This window comes from Oscillospiraceae bacterium MB24-C1, from assembly GCA_030913685.1.
Classification (GTDB): domain Bacteria; phylum Bacillota; class Clostridia; order Oscillospirales; family Ruminococcaceae; genus Yanshouia.
Genome location: CP133187.1, coordinates 1,434,157 through 1,455,388, shown reverse-complemented (window position 1 = coordinate 1,455,388; position 21,232 = coordinate 1,434,157). Strand labels below are relative to the sequence as shown.

Here is a 21,232-nt window from a genome sequence, read left to right as displayed (position 1 = left end):
CTCCTTACAGATGCCTGCCGGTGATGCTGGCAGGATTTGTTTTGATTTCTTCGGGGCTTCCTACAGCGACGATTTTTCCTCCGCCGCTTCCACCCTCTGGGCCAATATCAATGATCCAGTCCGAAGAACGAATAATATCTGTGTTGTGTTCGATGATGTACAGGGTATGTCCCGCATCTGTGAGCTTTCGGAAAATTAACAGCAGCTTTTCAATGTCCTGAAAATGCAGACCGGTAGTTGGTTCGTCCAGAATATAGACCATATGCTTTTTTTGTTTTCCGCTGAGCTCTTTAGACAATTTGAGCCTCTGTGATTCGCCGCCGCTTAAGGTAGCGGTGCTCTGACCCAATTTTAAATAGGGTAGCCCTACTTCATCCATCACAGATAGCTTTTGTACAATTTCAGGTGCATCCGAGAAAAACGATATGGCCTCCGAAATGTCCATGTGCAGAACATCTGCAATGTTCTTTCCTTTATAAAGCACCTCCAACACAGACTCTTGATACCGGCTGCCTTTGCACTGGGCACAGGTGACATAGTGATCGGCCATGTACTGAAACGTCACTTTGATTTGCCCCTGCCCTTCACACACAGGGCATTGCCCGTCCTTGGAATTAAAACTAAAGTGGCTTTCTGACATTCCAAGTTCAATGGCTCTTGGCTGTTTTCCATATAATGTACGGATGGCATCAAAAACGCCAATATAAGTGGCTGGTGTTGAACGTGAAGATTTTCCGATCGGGCTTTGATCCATCTGCACAAAACCGTCTATTTTTTCATACCCCTCAAAGGACTGATAGCTTTTACAGCTATTTTTTTTGTTGTAAAGGGACTCATTCAACGCCGGAATTAGTGTTCCAAAGACCAGTGAACTCTTACCGGAGCCACTTACTCCAGTAATGCAGCACATGGCATGAAGGGGAAAGTGGGCATTTACATTTTTAAGATTGTTGCCTGTACAGCCTTTTAAGGTCAGCCATTCAGCAAGGGTTCTTTCGTTTAGAGGGCTACGCACATTCTCCCCATTGAGATAACGTCCGGTAGCTGAAAGAGGATTGCTTTTTACTTCATCAACTGTTCCAGCTGTTATAACTTTTCCGCCATGAACCCCCGCTCCGGGGCCGATGTCGATAATATAATCCGCACTAAGCATAGTATCCCGATCATGCTCCACAACAATTACTGTATTGCCCTTGTCTCTCAGATGTTTTATGGTTTCAATCATCAAATGATGATCCCTTGGGTGTAAACCGATGGAAGGTTCATCCAAAATATAGGTCAGGCCGATTAAATCACTGCCAAGCTGACTGGACAAGCGCACACGCTGCAGCTCGCCACCGGAAAGAGTCGGAGCTGTTCGGCATAAAGTTAAATAGGGTAGCCCCACTTGCATCAAGTTTACGATTCGGATCTGTATTTCTTGTAATACTTCGCTCGCTTTGATTCTTTGATTTTCAGAAAGTAGATTGCGCAAGCTGTATATCCAGTCCTGCAGTTGAGCAATGGTCAGCTTTGTCAATTCTGGTAGGCGGTACCCCATAATTGTTGTATACCGCGCTTCGGGACATAACAATTCTCCGTGACAAGTTGGACACGGAACCTCGCACATATATTGCTTTTGCGTATTATTGTCTGATTTGGATTCCCGGAATAAGCGCTTTATATGCCCAATGGCGCCTGCTGCCGGGCGGTTTATTTCAGTGTCCCTGCCACCGGACGTATATCTATAGCTGTAGGTCTTATCTCCTGTGCCGTAGAGGACTGCGTGCTTAAAGTCATTTGGCAGATCTTTCCAAGGCTTATCTAAATCAATATCCATATCGTTCGCTATACAAAATAATTCACCGACCATCCAGTTTCCGGTCGGTTTTCTTCCCCGCAGTTTCCCAAAGTAGGAAGAGGCACCATCTAACACCGAAAGATTGTCGTTTACCACAATAGAGTCAGGATCTACCTCATATAAAAAACCAAGTCCGTTGCAGGTGTGGCATGCGCCCATATGCGTGTTTGCATTGAATCCCCCAACCGTCGGCATTTGGAACAGACTGCCGCATACAGGGCAGCGATTTTTATTCTTACTGCCTTTTTTGACAGGAACACCGCAATACGGACAGTAGGGCGTGCCAATTGAAACATAAAGCATTCGAAGAAAATCCAAAATGCCGGTTAGGGTTCCCACAGTGGAGCGGGGATTTTGGTTTCCTTTTTTCTGCTCAATTGCAATGGTTGGAGTCAGTCCTTGTATGGTATCAAAATCCGGTTTTTCAATTAGCTCCTGCATTTTAGCTGCATTTGACATATTATCGAGATATCGGCGTTTCCCCTCCGCATAGATGGTATCAAACGCCAAAGAAGACTTACCGCTTCCGCTCACACCCGTAATGACCGTGAGCTTGTTTTTAGGAATAGCAACATCAATATTTTTTAAATTGTTCTGTCGGCATCCTTTTAACAGCAGTAAATCATCGTATTTTTTTTGAGGTGTGGTAATACTGTAGTTATTTACGACTGGCTTTACAAAAAATTTTGCCTCTAGCATATCCGGATCGACTACTTCGGATTGCGCTAGCACACCCAGAAGTCTTAGCTTTGATTTAATTGCTTGCATATATTCTGATGGCAAACGGTCTTGCAAACTCAAAAGCTCTTTTTCTGAAACATTCGGATCCACGGTAAGCTCTGCCATTTCATCCAGCAGGTCTTTTTCATATCTGTTTAAATCGCTATATTTTTTCGTGCTGAGCTCTGTCCACAAATCCCACGGAAGAAGTTCCAGACCCAGCAAACTGTTAAAATCATGGAGCAGATTTCCTTTGACCGAAATCCATCCTTTCCAATTTTTGTTGTAACCGAAATCCTCCGGATGCTGAGCGCCCGACCTGCACAGTATCCAAGCCTGCCCGCCCAATAGATACCCTGCATCCGATGGCATATCCTCAGTGTTAAATGTAATACCATAATGTACCCGCTGAACATCATCCAGCTGTGCATCCATCCGTATCCACCGTTTTGCATCGGCGTTATAATACTCGATAAGCCAGTGATCTTCATACAAGATGTCGCTCTGAAAGTAATTGGCAAAACCTACCCGAAGACGGGCGGGGATGCCCTTGTAACGCAAAAAGGACACCAAAAGCAATGCATAGTCCCTACACATTCCAATTAAACGTAACTTTGGTGGTCTTATTGAATTCAATAGACTCTGGTCAATTTGAAATAATTTTTCTAGCATTTGCGGCACGGTACGCAAAAGCTCTTCTTCTAACTGGCGTTTGCTAAATGATATACCATAAAGCTTGCCCTGTGCGCCATGAATGACAAGCCCCTGTACCATTTGCAGCAGTTCTTCTGGAGACGTCGGTAAAGCTTCGTACCTACTTTGAAATTTGTAGGGATTAGTAATAGTACTTTGTTTTGAATAAAACGAAAAATCCATCTTAATATACCCCCTCAAAACCGACCGTAACCCTTGACACCGTGTCAGAGTCAAGAGGGATTATCTCATATATAACAAAAATATTGCTATTTGAATTTTTTAGATAAAAAAAGCCGCCACGATGGTGACGGCTTAACTTAATTAATATATAACTTACCATGGGCAATTGAGGTTGTGTTGAAGGGTGTTGGACAATGTAGTAATCAAATAAATCAGGTACAGCTACCCATTTGTTTACCATGCTCTTTTTTCAGAACCTCAATAAAATGGTCTACAATATATGGTGCAAATTGGGTTCCGGCGTTATTCTTAAGTTCTTTTATCGCATCATTTAAATTAAGAGCTTTTCGATAAATTCTGTCGTTTGTCATTGCATCAAAAGCATCTGCCACAGCGAGAATGCGACAGCATATGGGGATTTCTTCACCCCTTAACCCTTTTGGGTATCCATTGCCGTCCCAACGTTCATGATGGTACAAGATATATTCTGAGACAAGCGAAAGCTCCGGTGTATTTTGCGTGATGCGATAACCGATTTCGCAATGCTTTTTCATTTCGATCCACTCATCTGGTAAAAGAGGGCCTGGTTTTTTAAGGATGCTTTGGTGGATACCGACTTTCCCAATATCGTGCAATACCGATAGAAGTGATAGCTCGTTCATTGTCTTATCAGAAAGCTTCAATTCTTTCCCGATCGCTTCACAATATTTGAAAAGCCGTTTTGTGTGCTCCTCTGTTTCCATGCTTTTTTCATAAAGCGTTGCAAGCAGTGTGTTCACAATCGCGTTTCGGTAGCTTTTTCCGTCCAACAACTTTTGATGGTACATCCATTCTTCGGCCTGTCGAATGACATCCTCCATTTCCTGTCCCGGGTTGCTTCGCTCAGCACAGCCCAGAGATACGCTTAACTGTAACGTGCCAACTTTTCTCTTCTTAAAATTCTCTCTTAATTGTTCGGTTGTTTCTTCAGCATAAACAATCGTCCTATTCGGTAAAATCAGTAGAAATTCATCTCCGCCCCAACGTGCGACGATATCATTCGGCGTACAGGTTTCGTTAAATACGGCGGATACGTTTTTGAGAAGTTCGTCACCTATAGCGTGACCAAAAACGTCATTCGTAATTTTCAATCCGTTCACATCACCCATAATGACGGAAACAGGGACGCGCTTGTCCAGATTTAGCTTATTGAGCTCTGTTTCAACAAAGCGACGGTTATACAGACCAGTAAGTGCATCATGGTAACTAAGATAGAGAATCTCATCTTGATGTTTCTTTTCTGAACGAATATCCCTAAAAACCATGACTACTCCAAAAATTTGTCCCGATTCATTTTTAATTGGTGCTGCACTGTCGGCTATCGAAATTCTTTCGCCGAACCTATTTACAATAATAGTATGATTTGCAAGTCCAATTATTTTACCGGTTTTTAAGACTTTCTCGACGGGGCTTTCAACGGGCTCTTCGGTTTCTTCATTTTTTAGCACAAAAATAGTCGAAAAGTCCATGCCGATTGCTTCATCTTGGCCCCAGCCTACAATCTTCTCTGCGATACTATTTAATGAAGTGATTTTGCCCGCTAAATCGGTTGTAACCACGCCGTCACCGATAGATTTTAATGTTGTGTTTAACAATTCTTTTTCAAAAAAAAGATTGCTTTTATAAGTTTCTCGGTCTGTGACATCAAAAATAATTGAAAAAAGCTGTGGGGTCTCCTTGAGGCCAATGGGGCAGGAATAAGCTTCAACAAGCCTGATTTCGCCACTACTCAGCCTGTGTGGAAATATAAAATATTCTTGCTGCCGTTCAAATGCAGATCTTCGTTTTTTAGCAACTTCGCTCGCTGGAAGCATGTTGATATCCTGTATGTTCATGCTTAACAATTCAGATTTTTGATAACCATAGAATTCACAAGCGGAAGGGTTGGCATCTAAAATTGTTCCGGTGGTGGGATCGATAATAAGCATATTGGCTACATGGTGATTAAACATAGATTGCAATCGCTGCATAAGCACAAGATGATTTTCTTCAAGCTCTTTATAGGTGGTGATATCTTTTCGGGAAACAATAATGTATTGATGACCAGCCTTAATAGCCAGGGATAAACTGGTTAAAAAGTGGTGTGTTTTTGTACCAATGCTCAAAACTTCTTCATATAGCTGATTTTCGTTTTGTGTGATGGCCTGATAATAAAAAGCGGCAAGTCTTTCTCCAGTTTCCTTTCCCCAGACTTCCACAGGTGTCTTCCCAGCAATCATATAATTCTGAAAGCCTGTTATTTTTTCATGGGCGGCGTTTAAATATATGTAATAGAAATTGCCGTTTATATATTCCGCCATAAACATGCAGTCTTGTGCACTGTTAAACAAAAAATCCAAATCGATGTTAACATTGGTGATATTTTGAAGCTGTAGCGCAAAGGTTTCACGATCTAACGCGAAAAAATTTAACTTAAACCATTCGCGCTTGCGTTTATTATAGACTTCTTCCAGTTCAAAATGCTCGATATTGGCCAGCTTTTGAAAGAGGGTGGAAGTATTCAAATCGAAATCGGCAAAAAAATCAATTACACTTTTATTCGTCAATGCATCGCTTTTTACATTAAAAACTGCTTCAAACGCAGGGTTTATTTCAAGAAAAGTGCTATCAACAATGCTGCCATATCTGTCAAAAATAGTTCTGCAGCACGCGTATGCGTAAGGTAACGAATTCACTAACTTTTGAGAATAGCATTCAAACATAGTTGATCATCCTTTCTGTTATAGAAACTATAATACAATACGAATAATAGACTTTTATATTATGCATTTATCTTTCTAAGCTAATTGATTGTTGATCATTGGAGATAAAATTGGAATTCTTACTCATGCAATGGTGATTAGCATGCAACAACGGTTCCTGTTAGGGGTTAAACGACCAATGAAACATTGCTTTAAATTCTTCTAAAGTTGTTTATTTATGGCCTCTTTTACATAACATATCAGCATGCTGGCTTTTCTTAGGTGTTAAAGGCAGCCTGATGATAATCTTTGATACTTATGGCGCGTTACAAAAAACCGCGCTTAATGCCTGTAATTAGAAGGAAAGGAATAATGCAAATTGGATATGCACTTTGACGCCGTCTATTACGAGCCTGCTGTACTAGATTATGAGTTGGGGCAAAAGCTGAAAGAAAAATATAAGCAGCTACCCTGGACACCAATTCAAAGTCACAACCGCATTCCGGAAATGAGCGGTGCTGAGAACCGGCAGTTTGCGGCGCTTAAAAAGCACTTAATTATTGGGGTACGCAAAACACATGCCTACGTACCGAATCATAAGGTGTCTGATTGGCTAGTGCCATATACCTCTTCCGGATGCCGAGCGATGTGTTTATATTGCTATCTGGTCTGCAATTATAACAAATGTGCCTATCTGCGGCTGTTTGTCAACCGCGAGCAGATGATGGACAGGCTGTTGAAAAAAGATGCATCAGCTCCTGTGCCACAAACCTTTGAGATTGGCAGCAACAGTGATCTTCTACTAGAAAATACCGTTACTGGAAACTTGACCTGGACTATTTCGCGTTTTGCGCGTGAAGGTCGTGGACATCTTACATTTCCGACCAAATTCGATTTTATAGAGCCGCTGCTTAGCCTTGATCATGGGGGCAAAACGATATTTCGCATGAGTGTGAACCCACAGTCGGTGATAAGTCGGGTTGAATTGGGTACCGCGTCTTTAAGTCAACGCATTTCAGCTGTCAACGCCATGGCCAAGGCTGGATATCCGGTCGGATTGCTCATTGCACCGGTGATTCTGCTTGACGACTGGCAGCAGCTCTATGGTGAACTGATAGAACAACTGGCCGATGGTTTGTGCGAAGAGATACAGCGCACCGGGTTTATCGAGGTTATTCTAATGACCTACAGCTTTGTGCAAAACGCTATCAACACAGAAGCTTTCCCCAATGCTGTGCCGCTTCTAGACCGGGCGCTGATGACCGGGCGCGGGCGGGGCAAATACTGCTACCGTACTGATGTGCGTGAAACAGCTGAGCGCTTTTTGAGAGAAAAACTGTCTCAGAGGCTGGGCGCGATGCCAATATTGTATATTTCGTGAGAGAGGCAAATAAACGTGGGCTTTTTCAGAGAGCTTGTGTGGGACGGCGCCGGTGTCCAGTAGATCACCTGACGAAAATCTTCATGACTTCGGTTGATTCTCGACATTTTCAAGAAGCATAGTCGTTGTTATTCCCACCTTTTTTTAGATTATAACCGAAATTTTACCTTTTGCATACCGGATTACATTAGAAATTATTGAAAGCTGGTTTTCTCGAACTCGATGAAAAATATGATGCGTAAAGTGAATGTAATTGGTGTAAGAAGCAACTGACGAGTAATAAACAAATTACCTAAACAAAAAACATACATTTGGATTAGATGCATTTACAAAAACCGGAGAGGATCAAGCTGCGCGCTTTGCCCTCGCCGGTTTTGTCATTGTAGCCTATTACAGTAAAAAAGGGATTCTCACTTGTGTGAGAATCCCTTTTTTACTAGAGTGTTTAGTAAGCCGATTTATATTTTCTTAGGCTTTCCACAAGCCGTGAAGATTGCAGTAGGCATAAACTTCTTCAACCGCATCGCCTTCACAAAGAGTAAAACATGCTTCGGGCTTTTCGCCGGGATTCAGGTGCTTCATCTGCTTGCCCTGCTTTGTCAGAAGGCTGATCCACTCAATATAGTGCGCTTCAATCATGGGGTGTTCAACAGAGCCAACGCTGACAACAACCTTGTTGCCCTCAACTTTGACCATAGGAACGTGCTTCTCTTTTGATGCGTCAACGACACCGGGAACAATTTCTTTCATCTTTTCTCCGCAGCAAACAACCGGGACGCCCGAGTTCTTTACGTAGGTAATAATGTTGCCACAATGTTCACACTTAAAGAATTTCATTTCAATTCAATCTCCTTCGTCTGATATTTTATTTAGCAAGCCTAAAGATATTTACCTTGGCTTGTCTATTAGAAACTTTAGAACATGATGAATGCCCAAAATTTAGGTAATTCTTATAATAGCTTATTACCTATGTTAGCATGGTCTTTCCATCAAATGCAAGCATTTTATATAAATATAATGTGAATTAAAATAATGATTTCGTTGCACTTTATAAAGTCGAACTTATTTTGTTACTTGTGTAGAAATTTACAAATAAATTATATTCTGATAAAATAAAACAAATTTGCATTATAATAGATTGAAATATGATGAGAATTATGAATTTGCGATTTCTTTTTTAAGGAGTGGAAAAAGAGCGATAAAAGCATTTTTCAAACCCATAATTGACAACACAAGACATCGACCCATGTTAAATATAAGGAACGAGATAAAAAGGGGGACTATATTTGAATCCGATTATTGAGGTGAAAAACTTCACTAAGAAATACGGCGACTTTATTGCTGTCAACGATATTTCATTTAGTGTGGAAGAAGGCACTGTTTTCGCTTTTTTAGGGCCTAACGGTGCCGGAAAAAGCACTACCATTAATACGCTTTGCACAATATTTGAAAAAACGTCGGGGTCGCTTTTTATTGACGGCAAAGATGTTACCGAACAAAAAAGCGAAGTTCGGTCTGCGATTGGGGTCGTGTTTCAAGATTCAACATTGGATGCAAAAATGAGCATTGAAGAAAACCTAAAAATGCATTGCGTTTTTTATAATATCCCCAAAAGGGAAGTGGAAGAGCGCATACAATTTGTCCTAAAGCTGGTGGATCTGCTCGCGGAAAGAAAAAAGCTGGTCGGCGCGCTGTCGGGCGGCATGAAGCGGCGAGTAGAAATTGCCCGCGGATTAATACATTACCCCAAGGTTTTATTTCTTGACGAGCCGACAACCGGGCTTGACCCCCAGACAAGAGCCCACATCTGGGAGTATATTATCAAACTTCAAAAAGAAAGAAACATCACTATTTTCTTGACGACCCATTATATGGAGGAAGCCGAAATCTGCAATAAAATCGCCATCATTGACGGCGGTGTTATTGTAGCGCATGACACCCCCTACGCCTTAAAAAAGAGATACACAAGAGATAAAGCCTATATCAATACCAATAATGAAGCGGAACTTGAAGCTCTGCTGGCGCAATATGACTTAAACTACCTCAAAAAAGACAGCTATTACAGGGTGGAAGCCGAACAATTGGAGCGCCTTTTGACGGTGATTAGTGCGCACAAGGAGCATATTACGAATATTGAAATAAAAAAAGGAACATTTAATGATGTGTTCTTAGAGATTACCGGCAGACGGATTAGGGAGGAAGCCTAGGATGAATACCGTTTTTGCATTGTGGAAAAGGGGCCTGAAAGCGTTTGTCAGAAACAGGACCGGCCTGGTTTTTTCGTTGATATTCCCCTTTTTCTTTGTTTATGTATTTGGTGCAATATTTAAAAGTGATTTTGTCGAAAATCCGATTGCCTATATGCTGTCCGGTGTTATTATAACCACGGTGTTTGAGAGTGCACTTAACCTAGCCTCCACCACCGTTGATGATATGGTCAGCGGATTTATGAAAGAGGTTTTGGTTTCGCCAGCAAAAAGAATCTCGGTTGCAATGGGCCAATTATTATCTGCCGCCACGGTTGCTACGCTGCAAGGGGTGATGATATTGGCAATTGGCCTCTTCATTGGCATTAAATTTACGGTCTGGACCACGCCGCTTTTTGTTCTATTGTCGATGATCTGTATAGGGGTTGTTTTTTCAGGTGTGGGTCTTTTTATGGCAACAAAGGTTCGTAACGGACAAACCTTCCAGATAGTCAAGACAGCGGTAACGATGCCGCTGACCTTTCTCTCCGGTGCCTACATCCCTTTATCGATGCTGCCCGGCACGCTCAGATATGTCGCCTATTTGAATCCCATGACTTACGCCACTGCATTTTTTAGAATGATTGTCTTGGAAAAAACCAATCTGCCCATCGCTGAACTTGCTAAGGAAGGGTTGGTTGTTGATATCAATGGCTTTATGGTGACGCCGCTCATGACCTTTGTAATCATCATCACAATTGGCTTGGTGTTTCTGCTGTTGTCGACCATTTCTTTTATTAAGACAGATTTTTCTCGTTTGAGCAGAAGCGCGACCGACGCCAATGCAATATGGGGCTAACGTCTATTTAAATTATGGTGCATTGTCTTAGCGTCATTGTCCTCAAAAAAGCCTCCTGTTAGGGTATTAGCCTGCAACAGGAGGCTTTTCATTTGAATATATTAAGAAACGTCACTTGTTTTAATGCTCAGTTGGAAAACTCAGCGTCTTATGTCGGATACTTATAACGCAATCGGCAACACTAATATTGGAGGTGTTTTTATTATGGTATCGCGTAAATCGGTTATAACATTTGGCATGGTCGCGATTCCGATCGCGATGTATACAGCTACGCAGGATAACGACATCCATTTCAACCAATTGCACAAGGAAGATAACAGTCGCATCCGATACAAGAAAACCTGCGCACACTGCGGTAAGGAAATTGCGTCAGGGGATATTGTGAAGGGCTATGAGTATGACAAGGACAAGTATGTCGTTGTTACAGACGATGAGATCGAAAAGATCAAGACAGAAAAGGAAAAAACCATTCAAATACTGCATTTCGCTCAACTTAATCAAATTTCCCCCGTCTACTACGAAAAAACCTATCAGGCCTCACCCGAGGCGGGGGGCGAAAAGGCTTTCGAGCTGCTGCGCTCTGCGCTGATGGCTGAGCAGAAGATTGCCATAGGCAAGGCAGTCATGGGGACAAAGGATACGTTGATGGCGATTATTCCGCGCGAGGACGGTATCCTTATTTCCACAATGTTTTACGCCGACGAAATAAAGGCGCTTCAAAAGCCGTACTCCAAGCCCGAAGTCTCTGAACAGGAGCTGGGCATGGCCAAGTTGCTGATTAATTCGATGGACACGCCCTTCGACCCCGCCAAGTATAAAGACGAATATCAGGAGAAGCTGCGCGCACTGATCGAAACTAAAATTTCGGGTAAAGAGGTTGTCGCAGCAGAGGCAGAGAATCCAAACAAAATTATCGATCTCATGGAGGCGCTTAAAGCTAGCGTTGAAAAAGCTAATAAAGATAAGGAACCGGCGTGAGTGTCACACAAAACGAGAAAAAGCAGGATGCTGTTGCATACTTGTTTTGTGATTATGTGCGTCGCAACACGTAAAAGCTTATGACTGCAAAACTAAACGCGTATAATCAAAAGAGAGATTTTGAAAAAACATTGGAACCGGAAGGTGCAATGGAAAATACTGCTGAAGGCCTGAGGTTTGTCGTCCAACACCATATGGCTCGTAGGGATCATTACGATTTACGCCTTGAATGGGGAGGGGTGCTTCTAAGCTGGGCGGTACCTAAGGGGCCTTCCTATAACACCCGTGATAAGAGACTCGCCGTACAGGTGGAGGACCATCCCCTGGAATACAGGAACTTTGAGGGGACAATTCCTAAAGGGGAGTATGGTGGCGGCGTCGTGATGATCTGGGACGAAGGCAGCTGGCAACCCCAGGCGAATGTGGATGAAGGGCTCCGCCAGGGGTCTCTTAAGTTCTCCCTAAAAGGAAGACGGCTCAAAGGCAAATGGGCTTTGGTGCGTATGAAAGCGAAGGAGGGCGAAACGAAGGATAATTGGCTTTTGCTAAAAGAAAAAGACGAATACGCTAACACCGACGACAGGGTTTGCGAGTTTGCTACTAGTATTCGCAGCGGGCGTACGATGGTGGAAATAGAAAATAATGAGAACGAAAAATTGATGAGGAATCCTTTTAACAATGCGGATGTACAGCTTGCCAAATTGGCCAGTGAAGTCCCGGCGGGGGAGGATTGGCTCTATGAACTTAAATATGACGGCTACCGAATCATGGCGTTTGTAGAAGGCAACGGCGCCCGTTTGCAAACGCGTGGCGGCCATGATTATACAAACCGGTTTGAAAACGTTGCCGTTTCACTCATCGATTGGGCCGCCGGAAGGCCAATGGTCTTGGATGGGGAAATGGTTGTCACCGACGCGTCTGGTAAGACGGATTTTCAGGCCCTGCAAAACTATTTGAGAAGTCCCAAGGATAAAATGCCCACTTATATCGTATTTGACCTTCTTGCGTTGGATGGTGTAGACCTTCGGGGGCAACGCCTAATCCAAAGGAAAGAAACGCTTAAAACCATTATGAAGGATGCCCCCAAAAACCTTTATTACAGCCGGCATTTACAGGGGAACGGTAAAGAGAGTTTTACCTCTGCCTGTGAGATGGGAATGGAAGGAATCATCGGAAAAAAAGCCGATTCAGTTTACAGTGGAACAAGAAATGGCGACTGGATCAAGCTAAAATGTGATAAAAGACAGGAGCTTGTAATAGGTGGATATACGCTGTCTCAAAAGAAAACGCGGGGGATCAGTTCGCTTCTTCTTGGCGTCTATGAGGGCGAGGATTTTATCTATGTCGGACGCGCCGGCACTGGCCTGAGCAAGGCGAACGTAGAAGAACTGGAGACAAAATTTAAAGACTTAAAGAGGTCGGAGCCCCCTTTTAAGCTTGCACCCAAGCCCAGAGCAAATGAAACCATCGCCTGGCTTAAACCCAGACTGGTTGCTGAAATAAAATTTGCCGAATGGACCCAAGACGATTTGTTAAGGCAAGCAAGTTATAAAGGTCTGCGGACGGATAAGGCGCCTCAGGATATAAAAAGGGAAAAAGCGGTGGACGAGGAAGAACCTGATCTATCAGCAAAAGAACTGGAGAAACCAATGGAGTCAAATAGTAAAAATATCATCATCGAGGGAATAAAAATTACAAGCCCCGACAAGGTGATATTTGACAATCCGGTTATCACAAAGGAAGATGTGATTCGGTATTATGCGCAGGTGGCCGAGTGCATGTTGCCCTATGTGCGCCACAGGATTTTGAGTATCGTGCGCTGCCCGAAGGGGGTGTCCCACTCTTGTTTCTACAAGAAGCATCCCAGTCCGGGCAGTCAGGAAATCGTGACAGTACCAATAACCAACAGCAACGGCGAAACGGAAGATTACTTTTATATCGAAAACGCGGCCGGCCTTATAACTGAAGCGCAGATGGGGACATTGGAATTTCACACATGGGGAAGCCGTATAAGCACGCTTGAAAAGCCGGATATGATGGTTTTTGATTTGGATCCGGATGAGGGAATGGACCTCGAAACGGTGCGCCGTGGCGTTCAGGACATGAAGAGTATCCTTGTTGAACTTTCTCTCAACTCCTATCTCAAGACCAGCGGTGGAAAAGGATACCATGTGGTTGTACCTTTAATGCCTTCTGTTTCATGGGAAGCATTTCATGATTTTGCCAGGCGTGTTGCTGAAGTAATGGAACAGAAATGGCCCGATCGATATACCAGTAACGTCAGAAAGGTGAAAAGAACAAACAAGATATTTATTGACTGGATTCGAAACGGCAGAGGTGCCACAAGTATTGCACCCTATTCCATAAGAGCAAGAAAAGGGGCGCGAGTGTCCATGCCCATTACATGGGATGAGCTTGATACGGTTGCACCAGATGGTGTTAATATGGTAGAAGCACTCAAACGGATCAACGGCACCGACCCGTGGAAGGATTTTTATCAAACTCATCAGCTGCTAAAGTAAAACGCTGCGCAAACGAGCGTATTTAATTCTCGACGTTCGTTGCTGATGGTATAGATTTCGCTATTTGTTTATAGAAGAGTCTTGTACTCTATAAACCCCAAAAGCGGCGGGTTAACTGAGAGGTTAATCCGCCGCTCAGCCTTGTCAGGGTTTTTTAAAATAATCTAATTGTTCCAAATTTATATGTGAAATGTTACAATCATGTATTGAAATGATAGTGAGGCTGGCCTTTGAAGTTGGGGTGTGGAATCTGTCAACTATTAACGACTTAATCACAGAGGGTATGCCGTTGACAGTAGTCCCCAAAGACCTTCGACCATTATTTATATATTCAGAATATTGATGGAGGAAGACGCTGAAATATGTTGAATTTTAATCGAGGGCCAAACAGCGTGTTAAAATTGCATGGCCTATTAACTTTACGAAAAAAGCCGCGGTTTATTCTAAACCGCGGCTAATTATTATATGAAAACAATCAATATGATTATATTCGACATTTTTCTGCTAGTCAATAGGGCATTAAATAAGCCCGGCTATTCTAAAGCACAGCTACCAAATCGACAATAATCCAATGCATATTATTATATTCGTCTTTTTTAGACTCGTCAATAGGATAAAAGTCACTAAATATCTTTAGATCTCTTTTTTAAAAACTTTTATAAGCCCTTAAAAACAACGTTATTTTTATTCATTAGCCGTCAGTAAGATGGTCATAACGAAAGGAGTTTTAAATATGCCAAGAAGAGGCGAAAACATTTACAAGCGTAAGGATGGTCGATGGGAAGGACGTGTTTTGGCGCCTGATGGAAAATACCGATACACCTATGCAAAAACCTATAAAGAAGTTAAAACAAAAAAACAGATTTTACAAAAACAAATTGCTTTTAAAACAACGTCGGAATCCCAAATGGCACTAAATGCAGCCACATTATTTGAAAACTGGCTTAATGGTGAGCTTATCAATAAGATAAAACCCACAACCTATGATAGCTACTATCGATGCCTTGTAAAATATGTTATTCCATTTTTTGAAGAGTCAGGTAATGAAAAGCTGACAGCTAAAAAGGCCGCAGAATTTGTTTGTCACATTGGAGGCAATGCAGATTTATCCGAATCTTATAAGCGTAAGTTACTTTCTATTTTTAAAACAGCGGTTAAAGAAATTATGAAAGATACGCAGGAGTGTGAGAGCATTATAAACGCCGTGAAGCTGCCTAGAAAGGCTGAGGCTAATGTTCAGGTGTTTTCAATAAGGGAACAACGCCTGATCGAAAAAGCAATTATCAGTGATCAAAGCTGGGCTGCACTTGGCATTTTACTTTGTTTTTATACCGGCTTGCGTCTTGGAGAGGTATGCGCCCTAAGATGGGGAGATATCGATTTTGATGCGGGTACGATGTTAGTGGAAAGAACGGTCTCTCGTATTAAAAATTTCGAGGATGAGGAAAACAAGACCAGACTGACGGTTGGAAACCCCAAAAGTCGGAAGTCCATCAGAAAGATTCCAGTTCCTGCGTTTATGATTGATATATCTAAACAATTTAAAAAACAAGATAGTAATGAAAATTTTTATATTCTCACAAGCACTCTGGTACCAATGGAACCACGGACCTTCCAAAAGCTTTTTAAACGCATTCAAGAAATCTCTGGGGTCAAAAGTCGAAAATTTCATGCTATACGGCACACTTTTGCAACCCGTGCGCTGGAACTTGGGGTCGATATTAAGACGCTAAGCGAGATATTGGGCCATGCAAATGTCTCTACGACACTTAATATCTATGCACATTCGCTTTTTGAGCAAAAAAAGAACGCTATGGATCGAATGAATAATATGTATATCATGCACGCTTCGGATAATGCATTCGCCGTCTTAAACCCCGTCATAACAGCATAAAAAAGCTTTAAAACCTTGGAAAAGAATAGTCCTGCCGCGGTTTAGAATAAACCGCGAATGGATAATTATGCGACGGTTTAGTTTAACTGATAAATAATGCTTTATTCAAGTCCAAAGAAAAAGATCTGCTAACAGGACAAAGACAGATTAACGACTTTAGCAAAAGCGCGGTAGTTAGAGCAAAGATTCAACAAAGTACGTTGACTGTACATGACATAATTTTGGAGGAAAGTATATGAAAAACCTGTCGATTGGTAAAAAGCTGTCCTTAACATTTGGCACTTTGTTGCTGCTTTACGCCGGGGCGTTAGCAATTGCGCTTCTTTTAGGCATGCGTACGGTGTCGACTTCTTTTCAAGGATTTTACAACGGCCCACATAAAGCCATCTACGCTTCTGTGGATTTGCGCAGGGCATTACAAATTGTTGAAAAAGATATTCTAAAACTTATTAATGAAACCGATGTGAATGAAAGGCAAAAACAACAGGATGAGATGTCAAAAGCCGCCGCAGATTTTTCCGCTAATTTAACTTTTTTAAAAGAGAATCTGACAGTACAGGAAAATATAGACTTAGCTGATGCTATTTTGCTTAAACAGCAGGAATTAGCAACGGTCCGACAGGAGATTTTTAATTATATTGACCGAAATAATGCCGATAGCGCTTATCGCGTATATAGCACGCAGTATGCGCCGCTTGCTCAAGAGGTACTCAATTTAAGTGAAGCTATTAACGAGATTACCAACGAGGTCGGCAACCAGTATTATAGCAATGCGATATCGGCTCAGGTTATGGCAACCACAATTGTGATAGCCTATTTTGTAGCTACCATGCTGGTCGCAATAGGGTTTTGCGCTTATATTATCCGCAGCATCACAAAACCACTTATAGAAATTGAATCAGCGGCGAGAATGATGGCGGAGGGAAAGCTGGATGTTCAAGTTCAGTATACCTCCAAGGATGAAATGGGCTCGCTGGCTAATAGCGTCCGAACGCTGATTGCCAATCTGAACGATTACATAACGGATATTGACCATGTTCTGGGCCGAATGGCCGACGGCGATATGACCGTTACGGTAGAGAAAGAATATCAAAATGATTTTTCACCGATCAAGCAGTCCATGCAGTATATCATCACAGCATTAAATGATGTACTGGCTCAGATCAGTCAGGCTTCCGAGCAGGTGGCGGCTGGTGCTGAACAGATGTCAGCCGGTGCTCAGGCTCTTTCACAAGGGGCTACGGAGCAGGCAAGCTCCTCAGAAGAGCTGGCTGCATCAATCGCCGAGGTATCACTTGGCGTTAATCACAACGCCGAAAATGCGCAGCAGGCCAGCATAAACATGGCTGAAACCACTGCAAAGATAGAGCAGGGAGACCGGCAAATGCAAAAACTGGTCCAAGCAATGGATAATATTGAAAAAACTTCGGGCGAAATTCAAAAAATTATTAAAACCATTGATGACATTGCATTTCAAACCAACATTCTCTCTTTAAACGCGGCGGTTGAGGCAGCCCGCGCCGGTGAAGCCGGCAAAGGCTTTGCAGTGGTTGCTGACGAGGTGCGTAACCTGGCTAGCAAGAGTGCCGAAGCAGCCAAGAATACCACAGTTCTTATTCAAACGACACTGGAAGCTATTAAAAATGGCGACCAGATGATGACAGAAACCCAAAACTCAATGCAACAGATTGCGCATAAGGCTGAATTGGCTGCTCAATCGGTGCAGCAAATTGCGACAGCCTCGGAGCGGCAGGCCAAGTCTATTGAGCAAATCAATGTGGGCATCAATCAAATATCCAGCGTTATCCAAACCAACTCGGCCACATCCGAAGAAAGCGCTGCCTCAAGCGAAGAGCTATCTGCACAGGCCATCACCCTGCAGACACTGATCGCTAAGTTTAAACTTACGGATAACATTGGTGTTAGGCCCGAAAAAACTGTTAGTGATGTAAAATATTTCTGATAGCCGGCCGAACCATTTGGAATGGAGTACGGTATGAATTTTGTGCTTGAAACCACGTTTAAACCGGTTTTGCAAGTTTTTGAATCGCTTCCGGACGAAGAGATTCGACACATGAGACGCGTCGGTCATTTAGTGGGGCTGTTTACACAGTGGCTTATTGATATAGGATTTCTAAAGGATTCTTTTGAAGATCACCAGTTTTTTGGCCTAGCGGCATCCTACCATGATATTGGAAAGGCGTGGGTGCCTAAAGAAATTTTGACCAAGTCTGGCAGACTAAGCAGCCATGAACGGGATATCATGTGCCATCACCCGGAACTATCCATGAATATTTTTGGTCGGGTAGCAGATATAATTTGCACAGGTCCCTTTGCTCAGGAACTTGCTCTAATGCGTGACTGCGCACTTTATCACCACGAATGGTGGAACGGCGCTGGATATCCCTATAAAAAGGCTTATGAACAAATTCCAATGGTCGCACGCATTACTGCCATTTGCGATGCCTATGATGCCATGACAAGTAACCGAAGCTATGGTGTTGCGCATACGCATGAATTTGCCTGTCAGGAACTTATGCGTTGTGCTGGCACTCAGTTCCAGCCCGGACTGGTTTTAAAATTTCTGTCCAGCCATATCAGCCTGGCCGATGCTACGCACCTAAAACAGTGGAACCTTAACAAACGCTGCGATTTTAGCTAAAACCGCACAGCACACTGCGAAACATAGTTTAAGCAGTGTGCTATGTAATTTTATAATGCCAAGTGCCGATGGAGCTATAATGGAACAAAACATTAAATTTTCTGAAAATAGCCCCCTGTTTTATAATCTATTTCAAAACGGTCGAATAGGACAGATTATTTTGGATGCGCAATATCGAATTGTTTTCGCCAACCGGAGGATACTAGAACTTTTCGGGTCTAAAGAGGTGGATGTTATCGGAAAAACTTTTGGTCAGGCCTTCCATTGTACCAGTTATGCAGGAGGCTGTCCAAGATGTGTTAAGGATATCGACAAAAGCTGCAACTTGGTACATGCTGCCAGACTGATTATCAGAGGCACTGTCACAGATGATAGTGCCATCGCCTATTCTTTTTATCGTAACCAGCATACTTGTCATAAGTGGTTCCAAGTCAGCGGTTGTGTTTTTACTTATAATAATGAAAATTTTCTTCAACTTTCTTTTTGTGACATTACACATATGCAGCAACGCGAAAGACATTTAAAAGATCTTTTGCTTTTAGATAACACGACTGGTGCACTCAATAAATATGGACTAATTAAAGCGATTAAAAGGCGTATAAGGATTGGTACAGCAGTTAAAAAATACAGCTTGTGTATGCTTGATTTTGATAATTTCAAGCAACTCAACGATAAGAATGGGCATTTATTTGGTGACCATGTTTTAGAAAAGTTTTCAGATATCGTTCATCGGCATCTTCACAAAGGGGACATTCTGGGACGCTATGGCGGCGAAGAATTTATTATTGTTTTCAATGGTGCCGACGAACGTCAGTCCTTGGAAGTTCTTAAAAAAATTCAAAGTGAGTTGGCCAGCTATTATGTTAAAACGGTCCGACTCCCTGTGACCTTTAGCGTTGGAATTATCACAGTAGACAGTAGTACACCTCCGACATCTTATAAGGCGTTGGTGGGGCAGGCCGACAAACTGCTCTATAAGGCCAAACAACTTGGTCGCACCAGAGCAATAAGTCGACTGGGCGAGGCGATGCTTATAGCCCCAAAATCGAAATCCTAACAAAATTAGTTGCAAGAACTGAATCAAGCATTATTGCGGCACGCTATTATTGTAAAAAATAGGCGGGTTGACATCTAGCAACCCGCTTTTAAAATTCATTTGATAGATAATAGGCAAAAAGCCTGTCAGAACAGACGCAATATCACTAAAAAATTAAATCGAAGTACAGGGGAGACGTTTTCCTTTTCAGCTGTCAAAATCCCTTTACACATCCTGTGTGCCATGTCCGCTGGGGGAGGTAAAGATGCAGATGCCCTCTTCTGCTTTTTTTGCCTGATACATAGCTTGGTCGGCGTTGATAAAAAGCCGAGTAGCAGTTATGCTATCGCTATATGCGGCCAGACCAAAACTGGCAGTTAGCTTTTTAGTTGGACATTCGTTAAAGGTTAATGTGCGTAGCTTCTGTTGCAGCTGCTGACAGGTTTCTATCGCTGCATTCATGTTGACATTATGAAACAATAAACAAAACTCATCGCCTCCGTAACGGTATACGTCCGCCTGAGCGCTGTTTTCTTTCAGAATATTTGCAAAAGCCACCAAGTAAGAGTCTCCGGTGTGGTGCCCCAAACAATCATTTATACCTTTGAACTTGTCTAAATCTACAATGGCTAGAATAGTGCTTTCAGATGGGCTAGCATCAATATCCCGAAAGGCATCATGCAGTGCTTGGCGGCTGAATACACCGGTTAATTCGTCGGTGCGCAGCCGTTTATGCAACAACTGCCGTTCCAATTCTTTTTGGATGCTCGCCTCATTTTTATCAATTTCATACCTAATTTGAATAATGGTAACTAATGAAGAGGCTATCAGTATGAATAACGAAAGCAAGAAATTGATGAACTGTTTTGTGTTACTGAAAATACTGATCCTATTTGGGTCCCACTGTATAAAAAATGCTGCGACTATAGTAGCCGTTATACTGGTCAGTGCTGTCACGCAAGTGAGGCAGTAGTTGGCGTAAATAGTTGTCAGAACGACCGCAATAGCAAATAAATAATAAATAGCAGGAAATATACTGTGTACAGTCACCAGTATAAAGCATATAGCTACAAAAATTAACGAGATACTATATATTTTGATCGGCTGAGACAGTCGTTTAGCATGCATAATCATAGTGGTGGCGATAATAAGTGCCAAATTAGCACACGCGGGGACAGCCATATATTTAAGGATATATTTGCTGACTGTTATGGTCAGCAGGTCTGAGGAGATCAGAAAGATACTAATGCCAATCTCGGCTATGATGGCAAACAGCACAAGGCTCACAGAAACCCAATAGTGTACACGAAGCCAATCGTTGTCAATTTTCTTATATTCCTGCCTAATTTGATTGATATGCAGGTTCCCAGTTTCTTTCGCAACGACTTTTTTAATTTGTTCTTTTTGAATTGGCAAGTGCTTGTTGTTCAAGGATATCGATCTCCCATGGTATATTCAGTTTTCCGTAATTTTCCAGCTCTATGGTGAGTTCTATAGTTGTTGTGTTAAATAAAGTAAAATTCAATTATGTGATTTTTTATCAGCTTATATAAAAATA

At 42.4% G+C, this 21,232-nt stretch carries 13 protein-coding genes; 9 read left to right on the top strand and 4 right to left on the bottom strand.

Annotated features, from left to right (window positions below; translation table 11 throughout):
• Positions 1-4: 4 nt before the first annotated feature.
• Together uvrA and RBH76_06955 are read right to left on the bottom strand one after the other, a co-directional pair.
• Entirely contained in the window at positions 5-3,436 is a 3,432-nt protein-coding gene (uvrA, locus tag RBH76_06960) for an excinuclease ABC subunit UvrA (GenBank protein ID WMJ85152.1), read from the bottom strand.
• 212 nt (positions 3,437-3,648) lie between these two features.
• The gene (locus RBH76_06955) at positions 3,649-6,177 is read right to left on the bottom strand and encodes a PAS domain S-box protein (GenBank protein ID WMJ85151.1); all 2,529 of its coding nucleotides are present in this window, start codon (positions 6,175-6,177) and stop codon (positions 3,649-3,651) included.
• Between the two features lie 364 nt (positions 6,178-6,541).
• Between RBH76_06955 and RBH76_06950 the strand changes: the two genes are divergently transcribed.
• On the top strand, positions 6,542-7,537 hold the full coding sequence (locus tag RBH76_06950) for a spore photoproduct lyase (GenBank protein WMJ85214.1): 996 nt from the start codon (positions 6,542-6,544) through the stop codon (positions 7,535-7,537).
• 468 nt (positions 7,538-8,005) lie between these two features.
• Here RBH76_06950 and RBH76_06945 read toward each other — a convergent pair whose 3' ends face one another.
• On the bottom strand, positions 8,006-8,374 hold the full coding sequence (locus tag RBH76_06945) for a desulfoferrodoxin family protein (GenBank protein WMJ85150.1): 369 nt from the start codon (positions 8,372-8,374) through the stop codon (positions 8,006-8,008).
• A gap of 449 nt (positions 8,375-8,823) precedes the next feature.
• On the opposite strand from RBH76_06945, the gene RBH76_06940 reads away from it, so the two are divergent.
• The 8 genes from RBH76_06940 to RBH76_06905 all read left to right on the top strand — a co-directional run bounded on the left by RBH76_06940 (position 8,824) and on the right by RBH76_06905 (position 19,695).
• Positions 8,824-9,744 carry an ATP-binding cassette domain-containing protein gene (locus RBH76_06940; protein ID WMJ85149.1) on the top strand — a complete coding sequence of 307 codons (921 nt, stop codon included), beginning with the start codon at positions 8,824-8,826 and terminating at the stop codon, positions 9,742-9,744.
• 1 nt (position 9,745) lies between these two features.
• On the top strand, positions 9,746-10,582 hold the full coding sequence (locus tag RBH76_06935; GenBank protein WMJ85148.1) for an ABC transporter permease: 837 nt from the start codon (positions 9,746-9,748) through the stop codon (positions 10,580-10,582).
• A 204-nt stretch (positions 10,583-10,786) separates the two neighbouring features.
• Positions 10,787-11,560: a Ku protein gene (locus RBH76_06930; protein ID WMJ85147.1), complete on the top strand. Its 774-nt coding sequence runs from the start codon at positions 10,787-10,789 to the stop codon at positions 11,558-11,560.
• Between the two features lie 80 nt (positions 11,561-11,640).
• A complete protein-coding gene (gene ligD / locus RBH76_06925) occupies positions 11,641-14,082 on the top strand; it encodes a DNA ligase D (GenBank protein ID WMJ85146.1) in 2,442 nt (813 codons plus the stop codon).
• Positions 14,083-14,815: 733 nt separating this feature from the next.
• Entirely contained in the window at positions 14,816-15,976 is a 1,161-nt protein-coding gene (locus RBH76_06920; GenBank protein WMJ85145.1) for a site-specific integrase, read from the top strand.
• A 235-nt stretch (positions 15,977-16,211) separates the two neighbouring features.
• Positions 16,212-17,939, top strand: coding sequence for a methyl-accepting chemotaxis protein (locus RBH76_06915; protein WMJ85144.1), 1,728 nt, complete (start codon positions 16,212-16,214; stop codon positions 17,937-17,939).
• A 33-nt stretch (positions 17,940-17,972) separates the two neighbouring features.
• Positions 17,973-18,638, top strand: coding sequence for an HD domain-containing phosphohydrolase (locus RBH76_06910; GenBank protein WMJ85143.1), 666 nt, complete (start codon positions 17,973-17,975; stop codon positions 18,636-18,638).
• 79 nt (positions 18,639-18,717) lie between these two features.
• On the top strand, positions 18,718-19,695 hold the full coding sequence (locus RBH76_06905) for a sensor domain-containing diguanylate cyclase (protein WMJ85142.1): 978 nt from the start codon (positions 18,718-18,720) through the stop codon (positions 19,693-19,695).
• Between the two features lie 204 nt (positions 19,696-19,899).
• Here RBH76_06905 and RBH76_06900 read toward each other — a convergent pair whose 3' ends face one another.
• A complete protein-coding gene (locus tag RBH76_06900) occupies positions 19,900-21,105 on the bottom strand; it encodes a GGDEF domain-containing protein (protein ID WMJ85141.1) in 1,206 nt (401 codons plus the stop codon).
• Positions 21,106-21,232 lie beyond the last annotated feature (127 nt).

Coding starts and splice junctions, on each gene's coding strand:
- RBH76_06950 (WMJ85214.1), top strand. CDS start 6,542: ATGCACTTTGACGCCGTCTATTACGAGCCTGCTGTACTAGATTATGAG.
- RBH76_06920 (WMJ85145.1), top strand. CDS start 14,816: ATGCCAAGAAGAGGCGAAAACATTTACAAGCGTAAGGATGGTCGATGG.
- RBH76_06915 (WMJ85144.1), top strand. CDS start 16,212: ATGAAAAACCTGTCGATTGGTAAAAAGCTGTCCTTAACATTTGGCACT.
- ligD (WMJ85146.1), top strand. CDS start 11,641: ATGACTGCAAAACTAAACGCGTATAATCAAAAGAGAGATTTTGAAAAA.
- uvrA (WMJ85152.1), bottom strand. CDS start 3,436: ATGGATTTTTCGTTTTATTCAAAACAAAGTACTATTACTAATCCCTAC.
- RBH76_06945 (WMJ85150.1), bottom strand. CDS start 8,374: ATGAAATTCTTTAAGTGTGAACATTGTGGCAACATTATTACCTACGTA.
- RBH76_06905 (WMJ85142.1), top strand. CDS start 18,718: ATGGAACAAAACATTAAATTTTCTGAAAATAGCCCCCTGTTTTATAAT.
- RBH76_06955 (WMJ85151.1), bottom strand. CDS start 6,177: ATGTTTGAATGCTATTCTCAAAAGTTAGTGAATTCGTTACCTTACGCA.
- RBH76_06910 (WMJ85143.1), top strand. CDS start 17,973: ATGAATTTTGTGCTTGAAACCACGTTTAAACCGGTTTTGCAAGTTTTT.
- RBH76_06930 (WMJ85147.1), top strand. CDS start 10,787: ATGGTATCGCGTAAATCGGTTATAACATTTGGCATGGTCGCGATTCCG.
- RBH76_06935 (WMJ85148.1), top strand. CDS start 9,746: ATGAATACCGTTTTTGCATTGTGGAAAAGGGGCCTGAAAGCGTTTGTC.